This is a genomic window from Erwinia aeris (assembly GCF_041224955.1).
Lineage (GTDB): Bacteria > Pseudomonadota > Gammaproteobacteria > Enterobacterales > Enterobacteriaceae > Erwinia > Erwinia aeris.
The window spans coordinates 405,251-424,897 of the sequence record NZ_JBGFFX010000003.1; the positions used below are offsets into that span (position 1 = coordinate 405,251).

Consider the following 19,647-nt stretch of genomic DNA (forward strand, 5'->3'; position numbering starts at 1 on the left):
AAATTACTATGTTTGATCGTATCACCGTCATCCTGCCGGTTGAGGGCCTGCTGTTCTGGAAGCTCAGCGGCCGGGAGAAGCTCGCCGACGCCTTTGAGTTCACCGTAGAGCTGCTGAGCCCCGACGCGCGCCTCGACCGCAAAACGCTGCTGGGCCAGCCGGTTACCGTGTGCATCCCCACGCAGGGCATGGGCACGCGCTACCTGAACGGCAAAATCACCCGCGCCGGGGTCTACAGCCAGGAGCTGAACGGCACGCGCTACGCGGTGTACCGCCTGAGCATGGAGCCGGACCTGTGGCCGATGAAGCGCGACCGCAACCTGCGCATCTTCCAGGGGCAGACGGTGGTGCAGATAATCAAAACGCTGCTGGACGAGTACGGCGTGACGGTGGAGGACCGGCTGACGGGCAGCTACCGGGTGTGGGAGTACTGCGTGCAGTACCAGGAGAGCAGCTTTGACTTTATCAGCCGGCTGATGGAGCTGGAGGGGATTTACTACTTCTTCCGCCACGAGGCGGACAGGCACACGCTGGTGCTGGCGGACAGCGCGCGGCAGCACCAGCCTTTCCCGGGCTACGGGGTTATTCCGTACCACGCGACGCCGTCGGGCGGCAGCACCTCCGCGGAGGGCATCAGCGTGTGGGAGATGGAGGACAGCGTGACGCCGGGCATCTACAGCATCGACGACTACGACTTCCGCAAGCCGAACGCGTGGATGCTGCAGGCGCGGCAGAACCCGGCGTCGCCGGCGCCGGGGCAGATAGACGTGTACGACTGGCCGGGGCACTTCGTGGACCACGACCACGGGGAGCACTACGCGAAAATCCGCCAGGAGGTGTGGCAGGTGGAGCACCAGCAGATAAGCGCGGTGGGCACGGCGCTGGGGCTGGCGCCGGGGAACACCTTCACGCTGCTGAACGCGCCGTTCTTCAGCGACAACGGCGAGTACCTGACGGTAAGCGCGTACTACGACTTCGAGGAGAACCGCTACGCCAGCGGGGGCGAGGGCGGCACGAAGCACAATATCGCCATCGGGGTTATCCCGTCGGCGGTGACGTTCCGTGCGGCGCCGGAAACGCCGTGGCCGCGCACGCACGGGCCGCAGACGGCGAAGGTGGTGGGGCCGAAGGGCGAATCCATCTGGACGGACAAATACGGGCGCATCAAGGTGAAGTTCCACTGGGACCGTCTGGCGAAGGGGGACGACACCAGCTCGTGCTGGGTGCGCGTGTCGAGCGCCTGGGCGGGCCAGGGATTCGGCGGCGTGCAGATCCCGCGCGTCAACGACGAGGTGGTGATCGACTTTATCAACGGCGATCCGGACAGGCCGATCGTGACGGGCCGCGTGTACAACGAGGCGAGCATGCCGCCGTGGGCGCTGCCCGGCGCGGCAACGCAGATGGGCTTTTTAAGCCGCTCGAAGGACGGCACGCCGGACAACGCCAACGCGCTGCGCTTTGAAGATAAGGCGGGCGAGGAACAGGTGTGGATCCAGGCGCAGAAGAATATGGATACCAATATCAAAAACGATGAAACCCACACGGTAGGCGGTAATCAGACGGTATCCGTTAATAAAGATTTTACCAGCACGGTAAGCGGCGCTTACGTGCAGAAAACACAGAAATCACGTAATGAACTGGTGGGAGGAGATTACGAGCTTTGGGCGCAGGATGGCTTGCAAATTGCCGCCGGACAAGGCATCAGCTTTGTTTCGGGCGAGAGCGTGCTGACGCTCGATCCCAACGGCACCATTTCGTTGCAATGCATTCAGTTCCAAATCAACGCCACCGGCAACGGACAAATCAATACCGGCGGCACGCTGGATCTGAATATCAGCACGCCAACGCCGGGCATCACGCCCGATCCAACACCGATGACTATCGGCTATGAGGTTCTTCAGGCCTTCGATAAAAAAGGAAGCAATTCATGAATTACATTTTATCCGAAGGCACGCTGACGTTACCTGAAGCGGTCCAGGAACAAAGCATCACCTTACTGAAACTGCCCAAAGCACGCGCCACGCTGGTCGTGACCCGAGCGTGGGATGTGCAGGAAGGCGAAGAAGCGCGCTATCTGCAACAGCAGTTGGAAAAAGTGAAACGCGATATGAAAAAATTCGCGGCTGAAAAAGTGCAGGAGGCGCTTTTCGGCGGCCTGCCTGCGCAGGAAGTGGCGATGCGTTTTGAAAACCAGGGCGTGGCGGTCGTGCAAAAGCTGCTGGTCGCCAGAACCGCTACGCATCTGATGACGTTGACCTTTAGCCGGGCAGGCTCTTTCGATGCGGCTTCCCTGGCCGTCTGGCAAGATATTAAAAAAGGGTTTATTCCTGCCGCAGGATCGGAGGCTTGAGTGATGTCCGATTCGATCGCAGCCCGTTTAGACGATCCTTTAGTGCACAGCTCCGCACTGGCGGATCTTGTCAGCGGATTAGTTGAAGGAGCTATCTATACCGGCATTTTAGCCGGCGCTGGCCTGCTGTTTGCCGTCAACCCGGTAGCCGGCGTCGCGGTTGGCGCGGCAGCCATGCTGGGTGCGATGGCATCCGGCTATCCTGAAAAATTGGGCAACAAAGCCAGCGACGCCGTTGACGGCCTGCTGGATACGCTGGGCATGCGCGGGCCGCCGGATGCGGTTATAACCAGCGGTTCTGATAACGTTAAGATCATGGGCAAACCGGCTGCACGCGCGGCAGGAACCGTAAGCCGTGCCTGGCTGGCTTCGCCGTCTGTCGGCAGCGAAGAAGCGCCGGGGCTGAAAGATATTGCCATGGCCGTGGCGGGCGGGATCGCTTCCACTATCCGTCATCCGGGCGATGCCGTGAGCGCTGCGCTGGATAAGGTCAGCCATCTTAACGCTGAATCGGTAGGCAACTGGTTTAGCAATCTTTGGGATGATTTGATTCAGCCGACCGTTGCCAGTGCCAGTCCTTATGCCACGCCAGCCAATAAAGATACCGTCGCCTGTACCAAAGGGCATCTGGCCGAGAATGCCAATTTCCTGGCAGAAGGCTCGAAAAAGGTGATGATCAACGGCCATCCTGCAGTGCGCAACGGTCACCGCAGCACCTGTGAAGCTACTGTTCAGGTCAGCGATAACCCGCGCGTGCGTATCGGCGGGGACAGCGTGGTGGTGCGCGATATTCGCAGCGGCAAAAACATGCTGGCCTATTTTATCGGCGGCCTGCTGAGCGGCGGTATCGGTAAAGAAGGGGCAAAACTGCTGGAACAGCTTTTTACCCGCATCGCCGCCCGGCGCGCGCTGCGGCAAATCACCTGTACGATCGTTTCTGAAGCCGGAGGAACGGTTGCCGCAGGCGCCATCTCCTCCGTGGCGATGCAGAGTTTTCACCCGGTTAACTATGCTACCGGGGCCAAGATCCTGGCCGGTCAGGACGATCTGGATTTTGTGCTGGAAGATCGTATCCCGCTTTACTGGCAACGCATCTATCACAGCCGCAACCTGACGACCGGTCTGCTGGGCACGGGCTGGATGCTGCCGTTTGAAACGCGTCTGCTCCGCTTTCGTCATCCGGATGGGACTTTCCAGTTTGCCTGGCGCGACATAACGGGTCAGGAGCTGGGACTGGGCGAGATTGCGCCAGGCGACGTGGTGCGTTTTGATGAAGAGGGCTTTACGCTGTTCTGCTCGCTGCAGGGCGTTATCGTCATGCAGACCGCGCAGGGCGAGTTTCATCTTTACGAGCCGGATCCGCAGCGTGAGGGTGAATGGCGAATCGGCCGCATTTATGACCGTCATGAAAACTGCCAGCATTTTACCTGGAACGAAGCCGGACAGTTGACCGCCATTGCTGGCGATAACGAAGCGCTGGACGTGCGGCTGAGCTATGAACCGCAATATGGCCGACTGACGGCGCTGCATCAGGTGGTCGCCGGGGAATTATGTCCTCTGGTGAATTATCGCTATAACCCGCAGGGCCAGCTGATTGCGGTGCAGGATGCTGATGGGGTTGAAACCCGCCGCTTCAGCTGGGATCGCGCCAGCGATCTGATGGCCTCGCACAGTTACGCCACCGGCCTGACCGTGGCCTACCAGTGGCAGCCAGCCCGCGATCCGCGTTACTGGCGCGTATATGAGTATCAGGTGCTGGACGAACATCAGCATTGCCTGGAGCGCTGGCTGATCGATGCAGACGAAGAAGATCGCAGCGCAAACGTGACCTGTTTTTCTGGCGGCACCACGCAGCATCGCTGGGACGAGCTTTGTCGTATTACCGACTATATCGACAGCTATGGCGCGCACTGGCGATACCGCTGGGCGGAGCAGGGCGACCTGCTGATGGCTACCCTTGCGCCGGGCGATCGGGTCTGGACCTATGACTACGATGAACGCGCCAATCTGTCGATGGTGCGCGATCCGCTGGGTCAGACCACTACGACCCTCTGGCATCCATCCTATGCGTTTCCGTTAAAAGAGGTGCAGCCCGACGGTGCAGTGTGGCAATACGAGTACAACGACGCCGGAGATGTTATTGCGGTAACCGATCCGCTCGGCGGTACCAGCCGTTTTACCTGGAACGAGCAGGGCGATTTAATCACGCGCACCGACGCGCTGGACAACATGCATCGCTTCTGGTGGAACGAGCGCGGGCAGCTCCGGCGCGACGAGGACTGCTCCGGCAACCAAAGTTATCGTCTGTATGATGATGCGGGAAGGTTGCTGAGCAGCACGGACGCGGAAGGCAACACTACGCGTTATCGCTGGAGCGCTGCGGGTCGTCTGCAGTGCCTGACGCGTCCTGACGGACGTGAAACGGAATATGAATACGATCGCGCCGGCATGCTGGTTGGCGAGAACGTCGACAGCTTTTCAGAGCGGCACGTGGCCCGTAACGTGCGCGGGCAGATCGTCAGCCAGACCGATCCGGCAGGGCATATTACCCGCTATCAGTACGATCGCTTTGGACGGATGACGGCGTTAATCAATCCAAACGGCGATCGCTGGCAGTTCGAGTATGACAACAGCCAGCGCCTGCTGGCGCAGATTGACTACGCGGGGCGTCGCAAAAGCTATGGTTATGACGAGCTGGGCCAGGTTACGGAAGTCGTACAGCATCCGTTGTCTGTTGAAGGCGAAAACCTGCCGCCTCACCGCACGCAGTTTGAATATGATGAAGTCAGTCGCCTGACGGTGAAAACTACGCAGCAGCACCGTACCGAATATCACTACGGCCCGGACTGCGTGGAAGTCAGAAAGATAGCGCTGACGGAATGGGAGAAGGCACGAGCTGAAGGCCGTGAGGCAGAAGCCGAAGTACTGACCTTAACCAGCGACGCGCTGGGCAACCTGCTCAGCGAAGAGAACAGCGGCGGGCTGTTCACGCATCAGTATGACGCGCTGGGCAACCTGACCGGCAGCACGCTGCCGGACGGGCGCGAGCTGAACTGCCTGCGCTACGGCACCGGTCATCTGCTGCAGATGAACCTGAAAATGCACGGTAAGCAGAGCGAAATCGCGGGCTATCAGCGCGATAAGCTGCATCGTGAGATCGATCGCACCCAGGGCGCGCTGCATCAGGAGACGCGCTACGATCCTGTCGGGCGGATCGTGATGCGCCGCAGCGGCTTTATCGATCGTTCAGGCGTGGTGCTGGAGCGCCGCTATCGCTGGGATCGTCTGGATCAGGTGATGCAGCAGCTGGTGTCGGACAGCGCAACGCGGCAGAACGAGTGGGCAAACCAGCAGCAGCGCTTTGGCTATGATGCAACGGGGCAGGTCACGCGTGAAGTCCGCACCTATAAGGAAGAGCATTTCAGCTGGGACGCTGCCGGAAACCAGACCGACAGCCCGGGCGAAACCGTCTGGCGCAACCTGCTGCTCAGGCTGAAGGGTGCGCGCTGGCGCTACGACGGCTTTGGTCGCATGACGTGGCGGAAATCGTCTGCCGATGCCGTGGAGCAGCACTTCAGCTATGACGACGAGCACCGCGTCAGCGAAGTACGTTTCGACGGGCACAGGGAGTTCAGTCGTGCGGAATATCGCTACGACGCGCTGGGTCGCCGTACGCAAAAAATTCTGCATCGCCACGGAAGGGAAAAGGAAGTTATTTCGTTTCTGTGGAGCGGCATGCGGATGGTGGGCGAAAGCAGCAGCCTTCAGCCTGCGCGCAACACGCAGTACATCTACGGCGAAAACAGCTGGGAACCGCTGGCGCGCGTAGACAGCATCGGCGAACAGTCGGACATTTTCTGGTATCACACCGAACTGAACGGCCTGCCGGAACGGATGACCGACGAACACGGCGAGGTGGTATGGCGCGGCCGTTTCTCCACCTGGGGCGAAACGGAGCGCGAAAGCGTCACCGGCTTCCAGGCGGTACAGCAGAACCTCCGGTTTCAGGGGCAGTACCTGGACAGGGAGACGGGCCTTCATTACAATTTATTCCGCTATTACGATCCGGTGGGTGGGCGGTTTACCCAGGTTGACCCGATAGGACTGGCGGGTGGGATTAATACTTATGGGTATGTGGGCGATCCGCTGGTTTGGGTTGATCCGCTGGGTTTAAACGGATGCTCCACTACCCTAGGCAAAAATATGATGGAATCTATGGGGCTATCGCGTTCAAGAAAATGGAAAGGATATCAGGCACATCATATTATACCAAAGGAATTAGCCAACCATCAGGCACTCCAAAAAATTAATTATTATATTGATAGTGCATCCAATGGAATATTCTTGCGGAAGGCTGATGATGTAACAAGTGCAATGTCAAGACATCAAGGTAACCATCATGGTTATACTGATGCAGTTAGGGATGCATTGGATAGGGTTGATTTAAATCAATCAGTTGATGAGGTATCCAGGCAAGTCACCATAATCCAGAACAAAGCCAGTCGCGGAATGATGAGTGGTGTTCCAATAAGATCCAAGGATATGTATAATGCTGACATCTTTGGCCGAGATATAACGCAGATTGGCAGGCAGCGAGTATATAGTTTGTGGACAGATATATTAGGGTGATAATATGATGAATCAGAAAGATTTTTATATGGAACCAATTTTATTTATCAATGATGCAAAATTTTTAGCAGGAACGAGAGAGCCGCTGAGTCAATTTGATTTAATTAGTGATCCTGAAGAGGCTAAGAAAATGCTCTTTGAGCAAGAGTTGCCTGATTCTTATGTCTACTGGGGCGACTTTTTTTCTGATTTAATATCGGATATTGTTCTTGATAAAAATTACAAACCAGCACAGAAAGATATATTAGAAGCATCAAAGTTATTGAAAAAAGATACAATCAAAGAAAATATAAGAAAAAGGAAAGCATATTTGCTCAGGAAAAAAAATGGGCTTGCTGGAAATGAAACCTATGATAATTTTTTGAATGATGTAAGTGATGAGGCTATTTATATGTTGAATATGGTGGCTACTCAGCGATATATTTATGGAGAGCAGGAAGGATCTATGTTGGAGGAAATTTACAAAATCTTAAGGCACGGATGTTTACCTTGTAACTTAAATAAAGATAAAAATATTTTTGTTATATTTAATCCAATTGACATAAAGTGATTATTAAGGAAAATTCAGATATGCCATATTTTTAATTGTGGCATATCGCTAAAGCGCAAAAGACAATGAATATTATATTAACTGCTCAATAGCTGAACTAAGGCATGGCCATAGGGTTTTCTATATCAATGTCGATAAAATTAATGACTTGAGTGTTATTAACCAAGAACTCGTGGCTGTTGGAGGATCGACATCAAACGGTCTCCCACTACTTTCAGACTGCCTCCGATCTGGCGCAAATTCCTCCTCTGCCAGCCGATTACCCATAATGTTCTCCAGCGCCGCTCTTGACCGGCTTCCAGGCGGTACAGCAGAACCTCAGATTCCAGGGACAGTACCTGGATCGTGAAAGCGGGCTGTACTACAGTCTTTTCCGATATTATGACCCGGTCAGCGGACGATTTACCCAGCCCGACCCAATAGGTTTGGCTGGCGGGATTAATACTTATGCCTATGTGACGGATCCTATAACATTTGTAGATCCGTTTAGGTGGAAGGGTTGTAGTGTTCGTGAAGGTGACGGTATAACTCATGACATTCAGCTTGTACTAATGCATAAGCATTATAAACAGACATTTGTTCATATTAAAGATGTCATTATAAGTGTGCAGAAAAATATATTTACGATACAACGCACAATGGCGGCTGCCAACAATTATGGGCTTGCGAATTAGCTCATCTGAGCCAACAGCGCCTGCCGCCTGACCCGAGCAATCTCCCGCTTCTACTGTTCAGGCGCAGCCACCATCTATCGGCGCCTGCTTATTTAATTTGCGAGCCGTCTCGCAAGAAAGAGCATCAACTATTTTTATTTAATGCAGCGGCAGTAATATAGCCCTCAGGAATAGCAAGCATTGAGGGAACAATATGAAAGTAATCACAGCCGTTCATCCGGGGATTATCCTGCGGGAATATCTGGGCGAGATAACGGTTTCTGAAGCCGCCGCCGCGCTGGATATCACCTGCGAGACGCTTTCCAGCCTGCTAAGCGGGCGGTCAGGTATTAACGCCGATATGGCGCTGCGGCTGGAGGTCGCGTTGGGAACCAGCCCCGTTATGTGGTTAGCGATGCAGGCTGGATATGATTTGCTGATAGCGTCTCAGCAGCGCCGGCCCTATATTAAGCCCCTGATAAAACCCGTGCAGTGTCATTAGGATTGCCGAATTTTAATAATTGAATAAAGCCGGGGGGTTTAAGGGGTAATTAAAGGTATAATTAAAGGGTAATTAAAGGGTAATTAAAGGGTAATTAAAGGGTAATTAAAGGGTGGTTAAGGGGTAATTACAGGGCTGATTGCTAAGTGACTGCTCCGTTATAGCTGGTTTATCTTTATTATTTATTGTATTTTTTATTATTTTTAGCAGGTTAATATTTAAGTGTATTTGCGCCGTATACCTTATAGCGTTCCTGATAAGATCAATTAGTAAAAATATTTTTCAGGTTGCTAACTGCTAAATTATAGCCACGAAAAGATGCTTGCATATTAAAATAACGCGCTGACTGGTCATTGGCTGCAAAGCGACCCGTAGCGCTGTAATAATCTGCGCGCTACGGGCCTGGCCTGTTACTTCGCCAGCTTGTCTTCGGTACGCAATTCAAAATCAGAGGCATCGTGGCGCTCGTGCAGCTGTTCGGCTGGCTCGCCCCAGGTGCGGTTGACGATGCGGCCACGCTGAACGGCAGGGCGCTGTGCAATTTCATCGGCCCAGCGTTGCAGGTTCTTATACGATCCTACATCCAGGAACTCGGCTGCGTTGTACAGATCGCCCCGAACCAGCGCGCCATACCATGGCCAGATGGCGATATCAGCGATGGTGTAATTTTCACCCGCAATATAGCGGTTCTCCGCCAGCTGGCGATCCAGCAGATCGAGCTGACGTTTGGCTTCCATGGTAAAGCGGTCGATGGCGTATTCGATTTTTACCGGCGCGTAGTTATAAAAATGACCAAAGCCACCGCCCAGGTAAGGTGCAGAGCCCTGTAGCCAGAACAGCCAGTTCAGCGTTTCGGTACGGCCTGCCGGATCTTTTGGTAAAAAGTGGCCATATTTCTCTGCCAGATAAAGCAGGATGGCGCCGGATTCAAACACGCGGGTCGGTGGCGTGGTAGAGACATCCAGCAGCGCCGGGATTTTAGAGTTCGGGTTCACTTCTACAAAGCCGGAAGAGAACTGATCGCTGTCGCCAATGCGGATCAGATGCGCATCGTATTCGGCATCGTTAACGTTCAGCGCCAGTAGCTCTTCCAGCAGGATAGTAACCTTCTGGCCGTTAGGCGTACCCATAGAATAGAGCTGCAAAGGATGTTTGCCGATTGGCAGAATAGCTTCGTGGCGCGAACCGGCGGTCGGGCGGTTAATGCTGCCCCAGGTGCCGCCTGCGTTTTTGTTCTCCGACCAGACTTTAGCCGGCTGATAATCGTTGCTGCTCATAAAATTTTCCCTTTTCACGGTTGGATGGCGTAGCGGGACTGACTTCTCGCTGTTAATGGTCTAAAAATAGCGTCGATTGCCGCACTGCACCAAAAGCGGTTGTTACAGCTGATGTCAGATATAGCACCGCTACCGCGCAGACGTTTATCTGGAAAGAGCGATCGTTACGGTAATTCAGATACTTCCGTAAGGAGAGAGAATGAAGCACGACAAAGCCGCATTAAAACAGGCGGGGCTGACGCTGTCCGAGGATGGTCGCGTGTGCTGTTACTGGCAACCGTCAATGCCGGACTATCACGATAATGAATGGGGCAGGCCGGTTGTGGACGATCGTCGTCTTTTTGAAAAAGTCTGCCTTGAAGGCTTTCACTCGGGGATGTCGTGGCAGCTCATCTATAACAAACGGGAAAATTTTCGTCGGGCCTTTGCCGACTTCGATTTTCATCAGGTGGCGACGTTCACGAAAGACGACGTCGCCAGGCTGATGGCGGATAAAAGCATTGTGCGCAATCGGGCGAAAATTCTTTCCACTATTAACAACGCGCAGCGGGCTATTGAGCTGCTTAACGAGGCGGGATCGTTGGCGGAGTGGTTCTGGCAGTTTGCGCCCGGGCCTGATGCCCGACCGGAAATTATCGATCTGGCGTACTGGCAGCAAACCAAAACGTCGCCGGAAGCGATAAAGATGTCAAAAGCGTTGAAAAAACGCGGCTGGACATGGGTTGGGCCGGTAACCGCCTATTCGCTGATGCAGGCGCTGGGCCTGGTGAACGATCATCTGACAGGTTGTGAATGCCGTAGGGCGGTAGAGGCGGCAAGGGAAAAGGCCTGCTTGCCTTGTGCTAACCAGCACGAGTTAACATCGTACTCTGAAAAAGAATAAAAGGTACGGACCGATCAGGAGAGTGAGAAAATTGTCTGGTAAGCCGCCATCGCCGCTAGACGTAAAAAGAGACTTCGTCCTTTAGCGCCGCTGGCTTCCGCTGACGGGCGCACTTTTACGCCGCGCTTTGCGGCCTTTCTTCCATTTACGCCGCGCATTCACCGTTGTGGATTGTGTATAGCGTCCGAATCGGCGAAAATGCCGGCCATTGATGATTAATCGCCTGTGTCTTCCTGAGCAAACCGCGCAGCGGCGGCACAGCACCAAACAGAGTTTTTTCATGTCAAATGCACCTTTTATGCAAGAGGTGGCTCGCCGCCGCACTTTTGCCATTATCTCGCACCCGGATGCCGGTAAAACCACCATCACCGAAAAGGTGCTGCTGTTCGGACAGGCGATTCAGACCGCCGGCACGGTAAAGGGACGCGGCTCCAGCCAGCACGCGAAATCCGACTGGATGGAGATGGAAAAGCAGCGTGGTATTTCGATCACCACCTCCGTGATGCAGTTTCCCTATCGCGACAGCCTGGTCAACCTGCTGGATACGCCGGGACACGAAGACTTCTCGGAAGATACCTACCGCACGCTGACGGCGGTCGACTGCTGCCTGATGGTTATCGATGCCGCTAAAGGCGTTGAGGATCGTACCCGCAAGCTGATGGAAGTCACCCGCCTGCGCGATACGCCGATCCTGACCTTTATGAACAAGCTGGACCGTGATATCCGTGATCCGATGGAAGTGCTGGACGAGGTGGAAAGCGAGCTGAAGATTGCCTGCGCACCGATCACCTGGCCAATCGGCTGCGGCAAGCTGTTCAAGGGCGTTTATCACCTCTATAAAAACGAAACCTATCTTTATCAGTCCGGTAAAGGCCACACCATTCAGGAAGTCCGTGTGGTGAAAGGGCTGGATAACCCGGAGCTGGACGCCGCCATTGGCGAAGAGCTGGCGGCACAGCTGCGCGAAGAGCTGGAGCTGGTCCAGGGCGCGTCGCACGAGTTTGAGAAAGAAGCGTTCCTGAACGGCCAGCTGACGCCGGTGTTCTTTGGTACCGCGCTGGGCAATTTCGGCGTGGATCATATGCTGGATGGCCTGGTGGAGTGGGCGCCGTCGCCTATGCCGCGCGCCACCGATACCCGTACCGTTACCGCCGCAGACGAGAAATTCACCGGCTTCGTGTTTAAGATCCAGGCGAATATGGATCCGAAACACCGTGACCGCGTGGCCTTCCTGCGCGTGGTTTCCGGCAAGTATGAAAAGGGCATGAAGCTGCGTCAGGTTCGTCTGGGCAAAGACGTGGTGATTGCCGACGCGCTCACCTTTATGGCGGGCGATCGCTCGCATGTTGAAGAGGCGTATCCGGGCGATATCATCGGCCTGCATAACCACGGCACCATTCAGATCGGCGATACCTTTACCCAGGGCGAGAACATGAAGTTCACCGGTATTCCGAACTTCGCGCCGGAACTGTTCCGTCGTATTCGCCTGCGCGACCCGCTCAAGCAAAAGCAGCTGCTGAAAGGGCTGGTGCAGCTGTCGGAAGAGGGCGCGGTACAGGTGTTCCGTCCCGTGCACAATAACGATCTGATTGTAGGCGCGGTCGGCGTGCTGCAGTTTGACGTGGTGGTGGCGCGACTGAAAAGCGAATACAACGTCGAAGCGATCTATGAGTCGGTCAACGTCTCTACCGCCCGCTGGGTGGAATGCAGCGATGCGAAGAAGTTCGACGAGTTCCAGCGTAAAAACGAGGTAAACCTGGCGCTGGACGGCGGCGATAACCTGACTTATATCGCGCCGACCATGGTCAACCTGAATATTACCCAGGAACGCTATCCTGACGTGGTGTTCCGCAAAACGCGCGAACACTAACAGGCAGCCTACATACGGTTACCCTGACAGGCGGCGCTTCGGCGGCGCTTTTTTTTGCCCGCTGTTGTTCAGATCCCACCTTACAGACTCATCTTAAAAAAATCCGCTTTTGCCCATTTATCCGCCATATCAACCACAAAGGGCAGCAGAATTCAGATCAGCGTCTATATTTATTTCAACAGGACGCAAAATATGTGGCGCGGTTGCTACAAAGCCTGACTACTGCAGTCACGCCGTTTGTGACTGAAAGCTCACAGTTGTGGGTGCATCAACCTAAGAAGGAAGAGATCGATGAACAAGACTAAGATTGCTAAAACTCTGATGGCTGCTCTGGTAGGTTCTGCACTGGTTAGTGGCGCTGCGATGGCAGAAGACACCACTACGCCAAAAGTACAGTCCACGACCGGCAGCGCGGGTTCTAAAATCGATAGCTCTATGAAAAAAGTCGGTGGATACATGGATGACAGCGGCGTGACCGCCAAGGTGAAAGCTGCCCTGGTTGATAACGACGCTATTAAAAGTACGGATATCTCAGTCAAAACTCATGAAGGCGTCGTGACGCTGAGTGGTTTTGTCGCTTCTCAGGATCAGGCTGAACTGGCCGTTTCCGAAGCGAAAAAAATTGAGGGCGTAAAATCCGTCAGCGATAAACTACACGTTAAAGACAGCGCAAAAAGCAGCGTCAGCGGCTATGCCGGTGATGCAGCAACAACCAGCGAAATTAAAGCTAAACTGTTAGCGGATGACATCGTACCGTCCCGCAACGTGAAAGTTGAAACCACCAACGGTGTGGTTCAGCTTTCCGGTTCGGTAAAAACCCAGGCACAGTCAGATCGTGCTGAAGGCATTGCCAAAGCGATTGAAGGCGTCAAGAGCGTGAAAAACGATCTGGCGGTGAAATCGTAATACCGGCGCGGGCTGGCTATTACGGCCAGCCCGTGACGGCGCCGTCGTCAGGCAGAAATCAATAACAGATGATGTTCGATTTTAATATAGGGTAAGGAGAAGCTTATGTTTCGTTGGGGTATTATCTTTCTGGTTATCGCACTGATCGCCGCTGCATTAGGTTTCGGTGGTCTGGCAGGTACGGCAGCATGGGCAGCGAAAATTGTCTTCGTTGTCGGTATCATTATCTTCCTGATCAGCCTGTTTACCGGCCGCAAGAAGTTATAGCTTTAACGCTCTCCACGGCAGCGTCAGCGCTGCCGTGGGAAGAAACGTCTCGCCCGTCTGCACTTCCTCTCTTTTCCCCGTTTACTTCTCGCTGCATTTTTTTCCCACGTTCATGTCACGCTGCATTTTTTTCCACGTTCATGTCACGCTGCATTTCGTCACTTTTTACCTGCGTTCATTTCACGCTGCATTTCATTACCTTTTTGCCCCGCGTTCATTTCTCGCTACACTTCGTCACGCTTTTCACTCCCCGCATTAACACTCATAGCAATAAGCGCCAAACCGCCGCCACTACGTGAGCGTATCCTCACCGCATTAGCTATCAGAGGGAGGGAGAAAGGTGGGCAGACGCATTCCGATTACGCTCGGCAATATTACGCCGCTGGCGCTGGCACCTTTTCATCCGGGCAAGCTCGCTCTGGTCTGTGAAGGCGGCGGACAGCGCGGGATTTTTACCGCAGGCGTACTGGACGAGTTTCAGCGGGTTGGTTTTAATCCTTTTGACCTGATGATTGGTACTTCCGCAGGCGCGCAGAACCTCTCTGCATTTATCTGCGGTCAGCCTGGCTATGCCCGGCGGGTGATCACGCGCTATACCACCAGCAAACTTTTCTTCGATCCGCTGCGCTTTGTGCGCGGCGGCCATCTGATCGATCTGGACTGGCTGGTGGATATTACCGCCAAAGAGTTTCCGCTGGCGATGACGGCGGGCGAAGAGGCGTTTTCCCGGGGGCGCGAGTTTTACATGTGCGCCTGCCGCAGCGACGACTATTCGCCCGGCTACTTTGCCCCCACCGCAGCGAACTGGCTGAACATCATCAAAGCCTCCAGCGCCATTCCCGGCATGTACCGACCCGGCGTCGATCTGGAAGGCATCAGCTACCTGGACGGCGGAATCAGCGATGCGGTGCCGGTACGCGAAGCGGCGCGGCGCGGTGCCGACACCATAGTCGTCATCCGAACCGTGCCGTCGCAGATGACCTATACGCCGCAGTGGCTGAAGCGCGTCGAGCGCTGGCTGGACAAAGGCGCGCTACAGCCGCTGGTTAATATCATGCACCTGCATGAAGAGAGCTACCGCCAGACCCAGCAGTTCATTAACGAGCCGCCTGGCGATCTGAATATCATTGAAATTTTCCCGCCGCGCGCGCTGGCAAGCATGGCGCTGGGCAGCCGCATCGCCTCGCTCAATCAGGACTATCATCTGGGCCGTCGCTGCGGCCGTTATTTTTTGGCTACAATAGGGCAGTGGTTGCAGGGTGAAGCACAGGCTACTGCGCCAGTGGTGCCGGACGTGCCGCCCGCCAATGAACCGGCGATCGTACCACCGGCGAGCAATGATGATGATTTTCCTGAAGGATCGCTGGCATGACTTTTGTCGATACGCACTGTCACTTTGATTTTCCGCCCTTCTGCGGCAACGAGGCGGAAAGCCTGCGGCTGGCGGCGGAAGCCGGGGTGGAAAAGATCATTGCGGTGGGCGTTTCGGCGGATCGTTTTGCCGGGGTGCTGGCGTTGGCGGAAAAGTATGCGCCTTTATACGCGGCGCTGGGTACGCATCCGATGGCGATTGCCGGCCATCAGGAAGCGCATCTGCAACAGCTGGAAGACCATCTACGGCAGGGTTCGTCGAAGCTGATAGCGATCGGCGAGATCGGGCTGGATCTTTATATTGAAAACCCGCAGTTCGACAAGCAGCAGGCGGTGCTGGAGGCGCAGCTGCGGCTGGCAAGACGCTATGATTTGCCGGTGATCCTGCATTCAAGGCGCACGCACGACAAGCTGGCGATGCAGCTGCGCAAGCTCGATTTGCCCGCGCGCGGCGTGGTGCACGGCTTTGCCGGTAGCGAGCAGCAGGCGTTAGCCTTTATCCGCGAAGGCTTTGCCATTGGCGTCGGCGGCACTATCACCTACGAGCGGGCCAGCAAAACCCGCAACGCTATTGCACGTTTGCCGCTGACCTCGCTGCTGTTAGAAACCGATTCGCCCGATATGCCGGTGCAGGGTTTTCAGGGCCAGCCAAACCGTCCCGAAAGAATCAAGCACGTCTGGCAGAGCCTGTGCGAGATCCGCGATGAATCGCCGCAGGAGATTGCCGACACGCTTCGCGAAAATACCCGCCGACTGTTTCGGATCTGAAGCTGGTATATACAGTAGGTCATTAACCGTCCATCCTGGCTAATGTACGGTTTCGAAACCTTTCCCGGCAGACCGGGCTGCTATCGCTGTGATACGTCAGGCCACCCTTTCACGGCACAATAATTGTGATTGCCATCATATTAATTCAGTTATTGCCGATCGTGTATTCCATATCCCACCTGATATCGCGCAAAATTAATTCCCAATCCTTTGTTTGATAATGTCTTTAGTCTTTATTTTTGACGAAAATTTCGCTGCTTGACGGTTTCCTGAATCAGGTGTAAAACTTTCTTTGCCTTGTTAAGACGTGAAAGGAAACTAATTATATTTCAGGTTGAAGTTAAAAGGATTTTATTATGGCTATTCGAGAAATTAGTGCTGAACTTTGGGGGGCTATTTCAGGGGGTAATGGATATAGCAATTATGAGGCTGGTGGTGCAGGTAAAAAAATTCACGGCAATCAACTATACAGCGGGGAGCTGGCGTAGATATTTACAAAGATGTTAATGTTGACTGCCTGGTAGACAGAGGAATGGGTATAATTGGGGGGCTTAAAAAAGGCCCGGCGGGAATGATAAGCGGCATGGTTGCTAACAGCTATAAATCATGTGTAAGGGAACCTAACCGAAACTCAAACGGAGGGGGGAGCATTTCCCCGGGGCAATGTACCTGGTAAAGAAACAATCCTTAATAAAAATTGGGCATATAATTGTTATTATCGTGGGGTTTCAATTTGCATCAGCCATATTAAGTGGGATGGGCATTGTGTCCGCCTGGTGCCCGCTACCGCAAAGCTTTTCTCGCTGGGCAGTGATAATAATAACTTCTTTGGGCAGCATTCGGCTTTTAGATGATATCTTTGTTTTTCTTCTTAACAGATTAAATAAATCCGGTAGGGACAGTAATTATTGAAATGCCTGAATGAATCAGCCCATATCGCTCAAGGTCGCTTTGATTAGCGGCCTTATTTATTGAAAGGGCCATAAATAGCAGCACCATTAATGCTAACATTGATGCGGGCGGCGCGCAGTGTCATAACCTGTGACGTAGTTATTTCATAATTCGTGGATCCCGTGCTGCTGGCAGAGAGGTTTATCAGGCAGGGCATCCATAATTATCGTCTGAAGAAATATGCCTGATGTTATTCTCCGCCAGTGAATAACGTCGTTTCTCAATGTTACTATCATAACATTTTGTGATGTCCGATCGGCGGGCCTGTACCCTGTATTCCGGCAGTCTGGTGTGATTTCTGTCCGACTTGCGCTACAATTACGGCAACAGCAGCGGCCTCAATGTGAAAGCTATCACAGACGAAGCCCGGAACGAATGTTACTATCCTAACATTGTCCCTGTGCTGCGCCCACGCCAACCGCCTTTTCGGAGAAAACCATGACTGATTTAACCACCGCCGCCGTTCGCGCGCTGAAGCTGATGGATTTGACCACCCTGAACGACGACGATACGGACGCCAAAGTGGTTGCGCTGTGTCATCAGGCCAAAACGCCTGTTGGCGAGACGGCGGCCATCTGCATCTATCCCCGTTTTATTCCGGTTGCGCGTAAAACGCTGCGCGAGCAGGGCACGCCGGATATTCGTATCGCTACCGTGACTAACTTCCCGCACGGCAACGACGACATCGAAATCGCACTGGCGGAAACGCATGCCGCTATCGCCTACGGCGCTGATGAAGTGGACGTAGTTTTCCCTTACCGCGCGCTGATTGCCGGTAACGAAGAAGTCGGCTACGACATGGTTTACGCCTGCAAAGAAGCCTGCGCCGACGCGGGCGTGCTGCTGAAGGTCATTATCGAAACCGGCGAGCTGAAAACAGAAGAGCTGATCCGTAAAGCGTCTGAAATCGCTATCGATGCCGGTGCAGACTTTATTAAAACCTCTACCGGTAAAGTCGCGGTTAACGCCACGCCGGAAGTGGCGGAAATCATGCTGCGGGTTATCGCCGAAAAAGGCGTAAAGCACCAGGTTGGCTTTAAGCCGGCGGGCGGCGTGAAAACTGCTGAAGACGCGGCTATCTACCTGAAGCTGGCGGACGATATCCTGGGCGAAGAGTGGGCCGACGCGCGGCATTTCCGCTTCGGCGCCTCCAGCCTGCTGGCCAGCCTGCTGAACGCGGCCGGTCATGCTGGCGCAAAAAGCGATTCCGCTTACTAATCCACCTTCATAAACGGGTCAGCCCGCCTGCCGAAATAAGCGGGCGCCCGTCAACCCAGCCCGGACGCGACGGCCGGGCCATCAAACCTCACCAGGGGGTAACGTGTTTCTGCCACAGGAAATTATTCGTAAAAAAAGAGATGGTCAGGCGCTGAGCGAGGAAGAAATTCGCTTCTTTATTAACGGTGTACGCGATAATGCGGTATCGGAAGGACAAATTGCCGCGCTGGCGATGACCATCTGGTTCCATGATATGACGCTGCCGGAGCGCGTGGCGCTGACGATGGCAATGCGCGATTCCGGCTCGGTGCTGAACTGGCAGAGTCTGGGGCTGAACGGGCCGGTAGTGGATAAGCACTCTACCGGCGGCGTGGGCGATGTCACCTCGCTGATGCTTGGCCCGATGGTGGCGGCCTGCGGCGGCTATGTGCCGATGATCTCCGGGCGCGGCCTTGGTCACACCGGCGGCACGCTGGATAAGCTGGAAGCGATCCCCGGCTTCGATATCTTCCCGGAAGATCACACCTTCCGTAATATTATCAAAGAGGTTGGCGTGGCGATTATCGGCCAGACCAACTCGCTGGCGCCGGCCGACAAGCGCTTCTACGCCACGCGCGATATCACGGCGACCGTTGATTCCATTCCGCTGATCACCGCCTCGATCCTGGCGAAAAAGCTCGCCGAAGGGCTGGATGCGCTGGTGATGGACGTTAAAGTCGGTTCAGGCGCTTTTATGCCGACTTTTGAGCAGTCTGAAAGCCTGGCACAGGCGATTGTCGGCGTGGCCAACGGTGCAGGCTGCAAAACTACCGCGCTGCTGACCGATATGAATCAGGTACTGGCCTCCAGCGCGGGCAACGCGCTGGAAGTGCGCGAGGCGGTGCGCTTCCTGACCGGCGAATACCGCAATCCGCGCCTGCTGGAAGTGACGATGGCGCTCAGCGCCGAAATGCTGCTGTCAGGCGGGCTGGCGGCCGATCGCGATGAAGCCATGCGTAAGCTTCAGGCGGTGCTGGATAACGGCCGCGCGGCGGAAGTGTTTGCGCGCATGGTGGCCGCGCAAAAAGGCCCAACCGACTTTATCGACAGGCTGGACAGCTACCTGCCCGCGCCGATGCTCAGCAAAGCGGTGTATGCCGACCGGCCCGGCATCGTCAGCGCAATGGATACCCGCGCGCTGGGGCTGGCCGTAGTGGCGATGGGCGGCGGTCGTCGTCGCGCCAGCGACAGTATCGACTACAGCGTAGGGCTGAGCGAGATGGCGCAGCTGGGCGACAGCGTGGACGGCCAGCGGCCGCTGGCGGTGATCCACGCCGCCAGCGAAGCGAGCTGGCAGGAGGCCGCCGCCGCAGTGAAACAGGCGATAACCCTGGCAGAAAAATCACCGCAGCCGACGCCAGTTATTTATCGCAGAGTGACGCAATAAACGGCATACTGTTCCGATCGATAAAA

Annotated in this window: 16 protein-coding genes; 15 read left to right on the plus strand and 1 reads right to left on the minus strand. The window is 54.8% G+C overall.

Annotated features, from left to right (window positions below; genetic code table 11):
* Positions 1-8 precede the first annotated feature (8 nt).
* The 6 genes from AB6T85_RS08170 (at position 9) to AB6T85_RS08195 (ending at position 8,684) form a co-directional block, all read left to right on the plus strand.
* The gene (locus AB6T85_RS08170; RefSeq protein WP_369895238.1) at positions 9-1,931 is read left to right on the plus strand and encodes a type VI secretion system Vgr family protein; all 1,923 of its coding nucleotides are present in this window, start codon (positions 9-11) and stop codon (positions 1,929-1,931) included.
* Positions 1,928-2,350 carry a DcrB-related protein gene (locus AB6T85_RS08175; RefSeq protein ID WP_301253541.1) on the plus strand — a complete coding sequence of 141 codons (423 nt, stop codon included), beginning with the start codon at positions 1,928-1,930 and terminating at the stop codon, positions 2,348-2,350. Before AB6T85_RS08170 ends, AB6T85_RS08175 begins: the two co-directional genes overlap by 4 nt.
* Positions 2,351-2,353: 3 nt before the next feature.
* Positions 2,354-6,979 carry an RHS repeat-associated core domain-containing protein gene (locus tag AB6T85_RS08180; protein ID WP_369895240.1) on the plus strand — a complete coding sequence of 1,542 codons (4,626 nt, stop codon included), beginning with the start codon at positions 2,354-2,356 and terminating at the stop codon, positions 6,977-6,979.
* A 4-nt stretch (positions 6,980-6,983) separates the two neighbouring features.
* Positions 6,984-7,529 (plus strand): hypothetical protein, encoded by a 546-nt coding sequence (locus AB6T85_RS08185; protein WP_369895242.1) that lies wholly within the window; start codon positions 6,984-6,986, stop codon positions 7,527-7,529.
* Positions 7,530-7,816: 287 nt separating this feature from the next.
* Complete coding sequence (locus AB6T85_RS08190; RefSeq protein WP_253455460.1) at positions 7,817-8,203, plus strand: RHS repeat-associated core domain-containing protein; 387 nt, start codon at positions 7,817-7,819, stop codon at positions 8,201-8,203.
* A 193-nt stretch (positions 8,204-8,396) separates the two neighbouring features.
* A complete protein-coding gene (locus AB6T85_RS08195) occupies positions 8,397-8,684 on the plus strand; it encodes a HigA family addiction module antitoxin (protein ID WP_253455458.1) in 288 nt (95 codons plus the stop codon).
* 410 nt (positions 8,685-9,094) lie between these two features.
* Here the strand turns inward: AB6T85_RS08195 and yghU are convergent, their stop codons facing one another.
* Entirely contained in the window at positions 9,095-9,961 is an 867-nt protein-coding gene (gene yghU / locus AB6T85_RS08200; protein WP_253455456.1) for a glutathione-dependent disulfide-bond oxidoreductase, read from the minus strand.
* A gap of 199 nt (positions 9,962-10,160) precedes the next feature.
* On the opposite strand from yghU, the gene AB6T85_RS08205 reads away from it, so the two are divergent.
* The 9 genes from AB6T85_RS08205 to deoA all read left to right on the plus strand — a co-directional run bounded on the left by AB6T85_RS08205 (position 10,161) and on the right by deoA (position 19,621).
* Positions 10,161-10,844: a DNA-3-methyladenine glycosylase I gene (locus AB6T85_RS08205; RefSeq protein ID WP_369895245.1), complete on the plus strand. Its 684-nt coding sequence runs from the start codon at positions 10,161-10,163 to the stop codon at positions 10,842-10,844.
* Positions 10,845-11,124: 280 nt separating this feature from the next.
* Positions 11,125-12,714 carry a peptide chain release factor 3 gene (gene prfC, locus AB6T85_RS08210; RefSeq protein WP_253455451.1) on the plus strand — a complete coding sequence of 530 codons (1,590 nt, stop codon included), beginning with the start codon at positions 11,125-11,127 and terminating at the stop codon, positions 12,712-12,714.
* A 291-nt stretch (positions 12,715-13,005) separates the two neighbouring features.
* On the plus strand, positions 13,006-13,620 hold the full coding sequence (gene osmY / locus AB6T85_RS08215; RefSeq protein ID WP_369895246.1) for a molecular chaperone OsmY: 615 nt from the start codon (positions 13,006-13,008) through the stop codon (positions 13,618-13,620).
* A 105-nt stretch (positions 13,621-13,725) separates the two neighbouring features.
* Entirely contained in the window at positions 13,726-13,887 is a 162-nt protein-coding gene (locus tag AB6T85_RS08220; protein ID WP_071995405.1) for a DUF1328 domain-containing protein, read from the plus strand.
* Positions 13,888-14,227: 340 nt separating this feature from the next.
* On the plus strand, positions 14,228-15,259 hold the full coding sequence (locus AB6T85_RS08225) for a patatin-like phospholipase family protein (RefSeq protein ID WP_253455449.1): 1,032 nt from the start codon (positions 14,228-14,230) through the stop codon (positions 15,257-15,259).
* A complete protein-coding gene (locus AB6T85_RS08230; RefSeq protein WP_369895248.1) occupies positions 15,256-16,026 on the plus strand; it encodes a TatD family hydrolase in 771 nt (256 codons plus the stop codon). Before AB6T85_RS08225 ends, AB6T85_RS08230 begins: the two co-directional genes overlap by 4 nt.
* Positions 16,027-16,382: 356 nt before the next feature.
* A complete protein-coding gene (locus AB6T85_RS08235; protein ID WP_369895250.1) occupies positions 16,383-16,514 on the plus strand; it encodes a hypothetical protein in 132 nt (43 codons plus the stop codon).
* A gap of 901 nt (positions 16,515-17,415) precedes the next feature.
* Positions 17,416-18,195, plus strand: a complete 780-nt coding sequence (deoC, locus tag AB6T85_RS08240; protein ID WP_369895252.1) for a deoxyribose-phosphate aldolase — start codon at positions 17,416-17,418, stop codon at positions 18,193-18,195.
* A 103-nt stretch (positions 18,196-18,298) separates the two neighbouring features.
* Positions 18,299-19,621: a thymidine phosphorylase gene (deoA, locus tag AB6T85_RS08245; RefSeq protein WP_253455443.1), complete on the plus strand. Its 1,323-nt coding sequence runs from the start codon at positions 18,299-18,301 to the stop codon at positions 19,619-19,621.
* Positions 19,622-19,647 lie beyond the last annotated feature (26 nt).

Coding starts and splice junctions, on each gene's coding strand:
- AB6T85_RS08185 (WP_369895242.1), top strand. CDS start 6,984: ATGATGAATCAGAAAGATTTTTATATGGAACCAATTTTATTTATCAAT.
- AB6T85_RS08195 (WP_253455458.1), top strand. CDS start 8,397: ATGAAAGTAATCACAGCCGTTCATCCGGGGATTATCCTGCGGGAATAT.
- AB6T85_RS08170 (WP_369895238.1), top strand. CDS start 9: ATGTTTGATCGTATCACCGTCATCCTGCCGGTTGAGGGCCTGCTGTTC.
- AB6T85_RS08205 (WP_369895245.1), top strand. CDS start 10,161: ATGAAGCACGACAAAGCCGCATTAAAACAGGCGGGGCTGACGCTGTCC.
- prfC (WP_253455451.1), top strand. CDS start 11,125: ATGTCAAATGCACCTTTTATGCAAGAGGTGGCTCGCCGCCGCACTTTT.
- osmY (WP_369895246.1), top strand. CDS start 13,006: ATGAACAAGACTAAGATTGCTAAAACTCTGATGGCTGCTCTGGTAGGT.
- AB6T85_RS08235 (WP_369895250.1), top strand. CDS start 16,383: ATGGCTATTCGAGAAATTAGTGCTGAACTTTGGGGGGCTATTTCAGGG.
- deoC (WP_369895252.1), top strand. CDS start 17,416: ATGACTGATTTAACCACCGCCGCCGTTCGCGCGCTGAAGCTGATGGAT.
- AB6T85_RS08175 (WP_301253541.1), top strand. CDS start 1,928: ATGAATTACATTTTATCCGAAGGCACGCTGACGTTACCTGAAGCGGTC.
- AB6T85_RS08180 (WP_369895240.1), top strand. CDS start 2,354: ATGTCCGATTCGATCGCAGCCCGTTTAGACGATCCTTTAGTGCACAGC.
- AB6T85_RS08230 (WP_369895248.1), top strand. CDS start 15,256: ATGACTTTTGTCGATACGCACTGTCACTTTGATTTTCCGCCCTTCTGC.
- AB6T85_RS08220 (WP_071995405.1), top strand. CDS start 13,726: ATGTTTCGTTGGGGTATTATCTTTCTGGTTATCGCACTGATCGCCGCT.
- yghU (WP_253455456.1), bottom strand. CDS start 9,961: ATGAGCAGCAACGATTATCAGCCGGCTAAAGTCTGGTCGGAGAACAAA.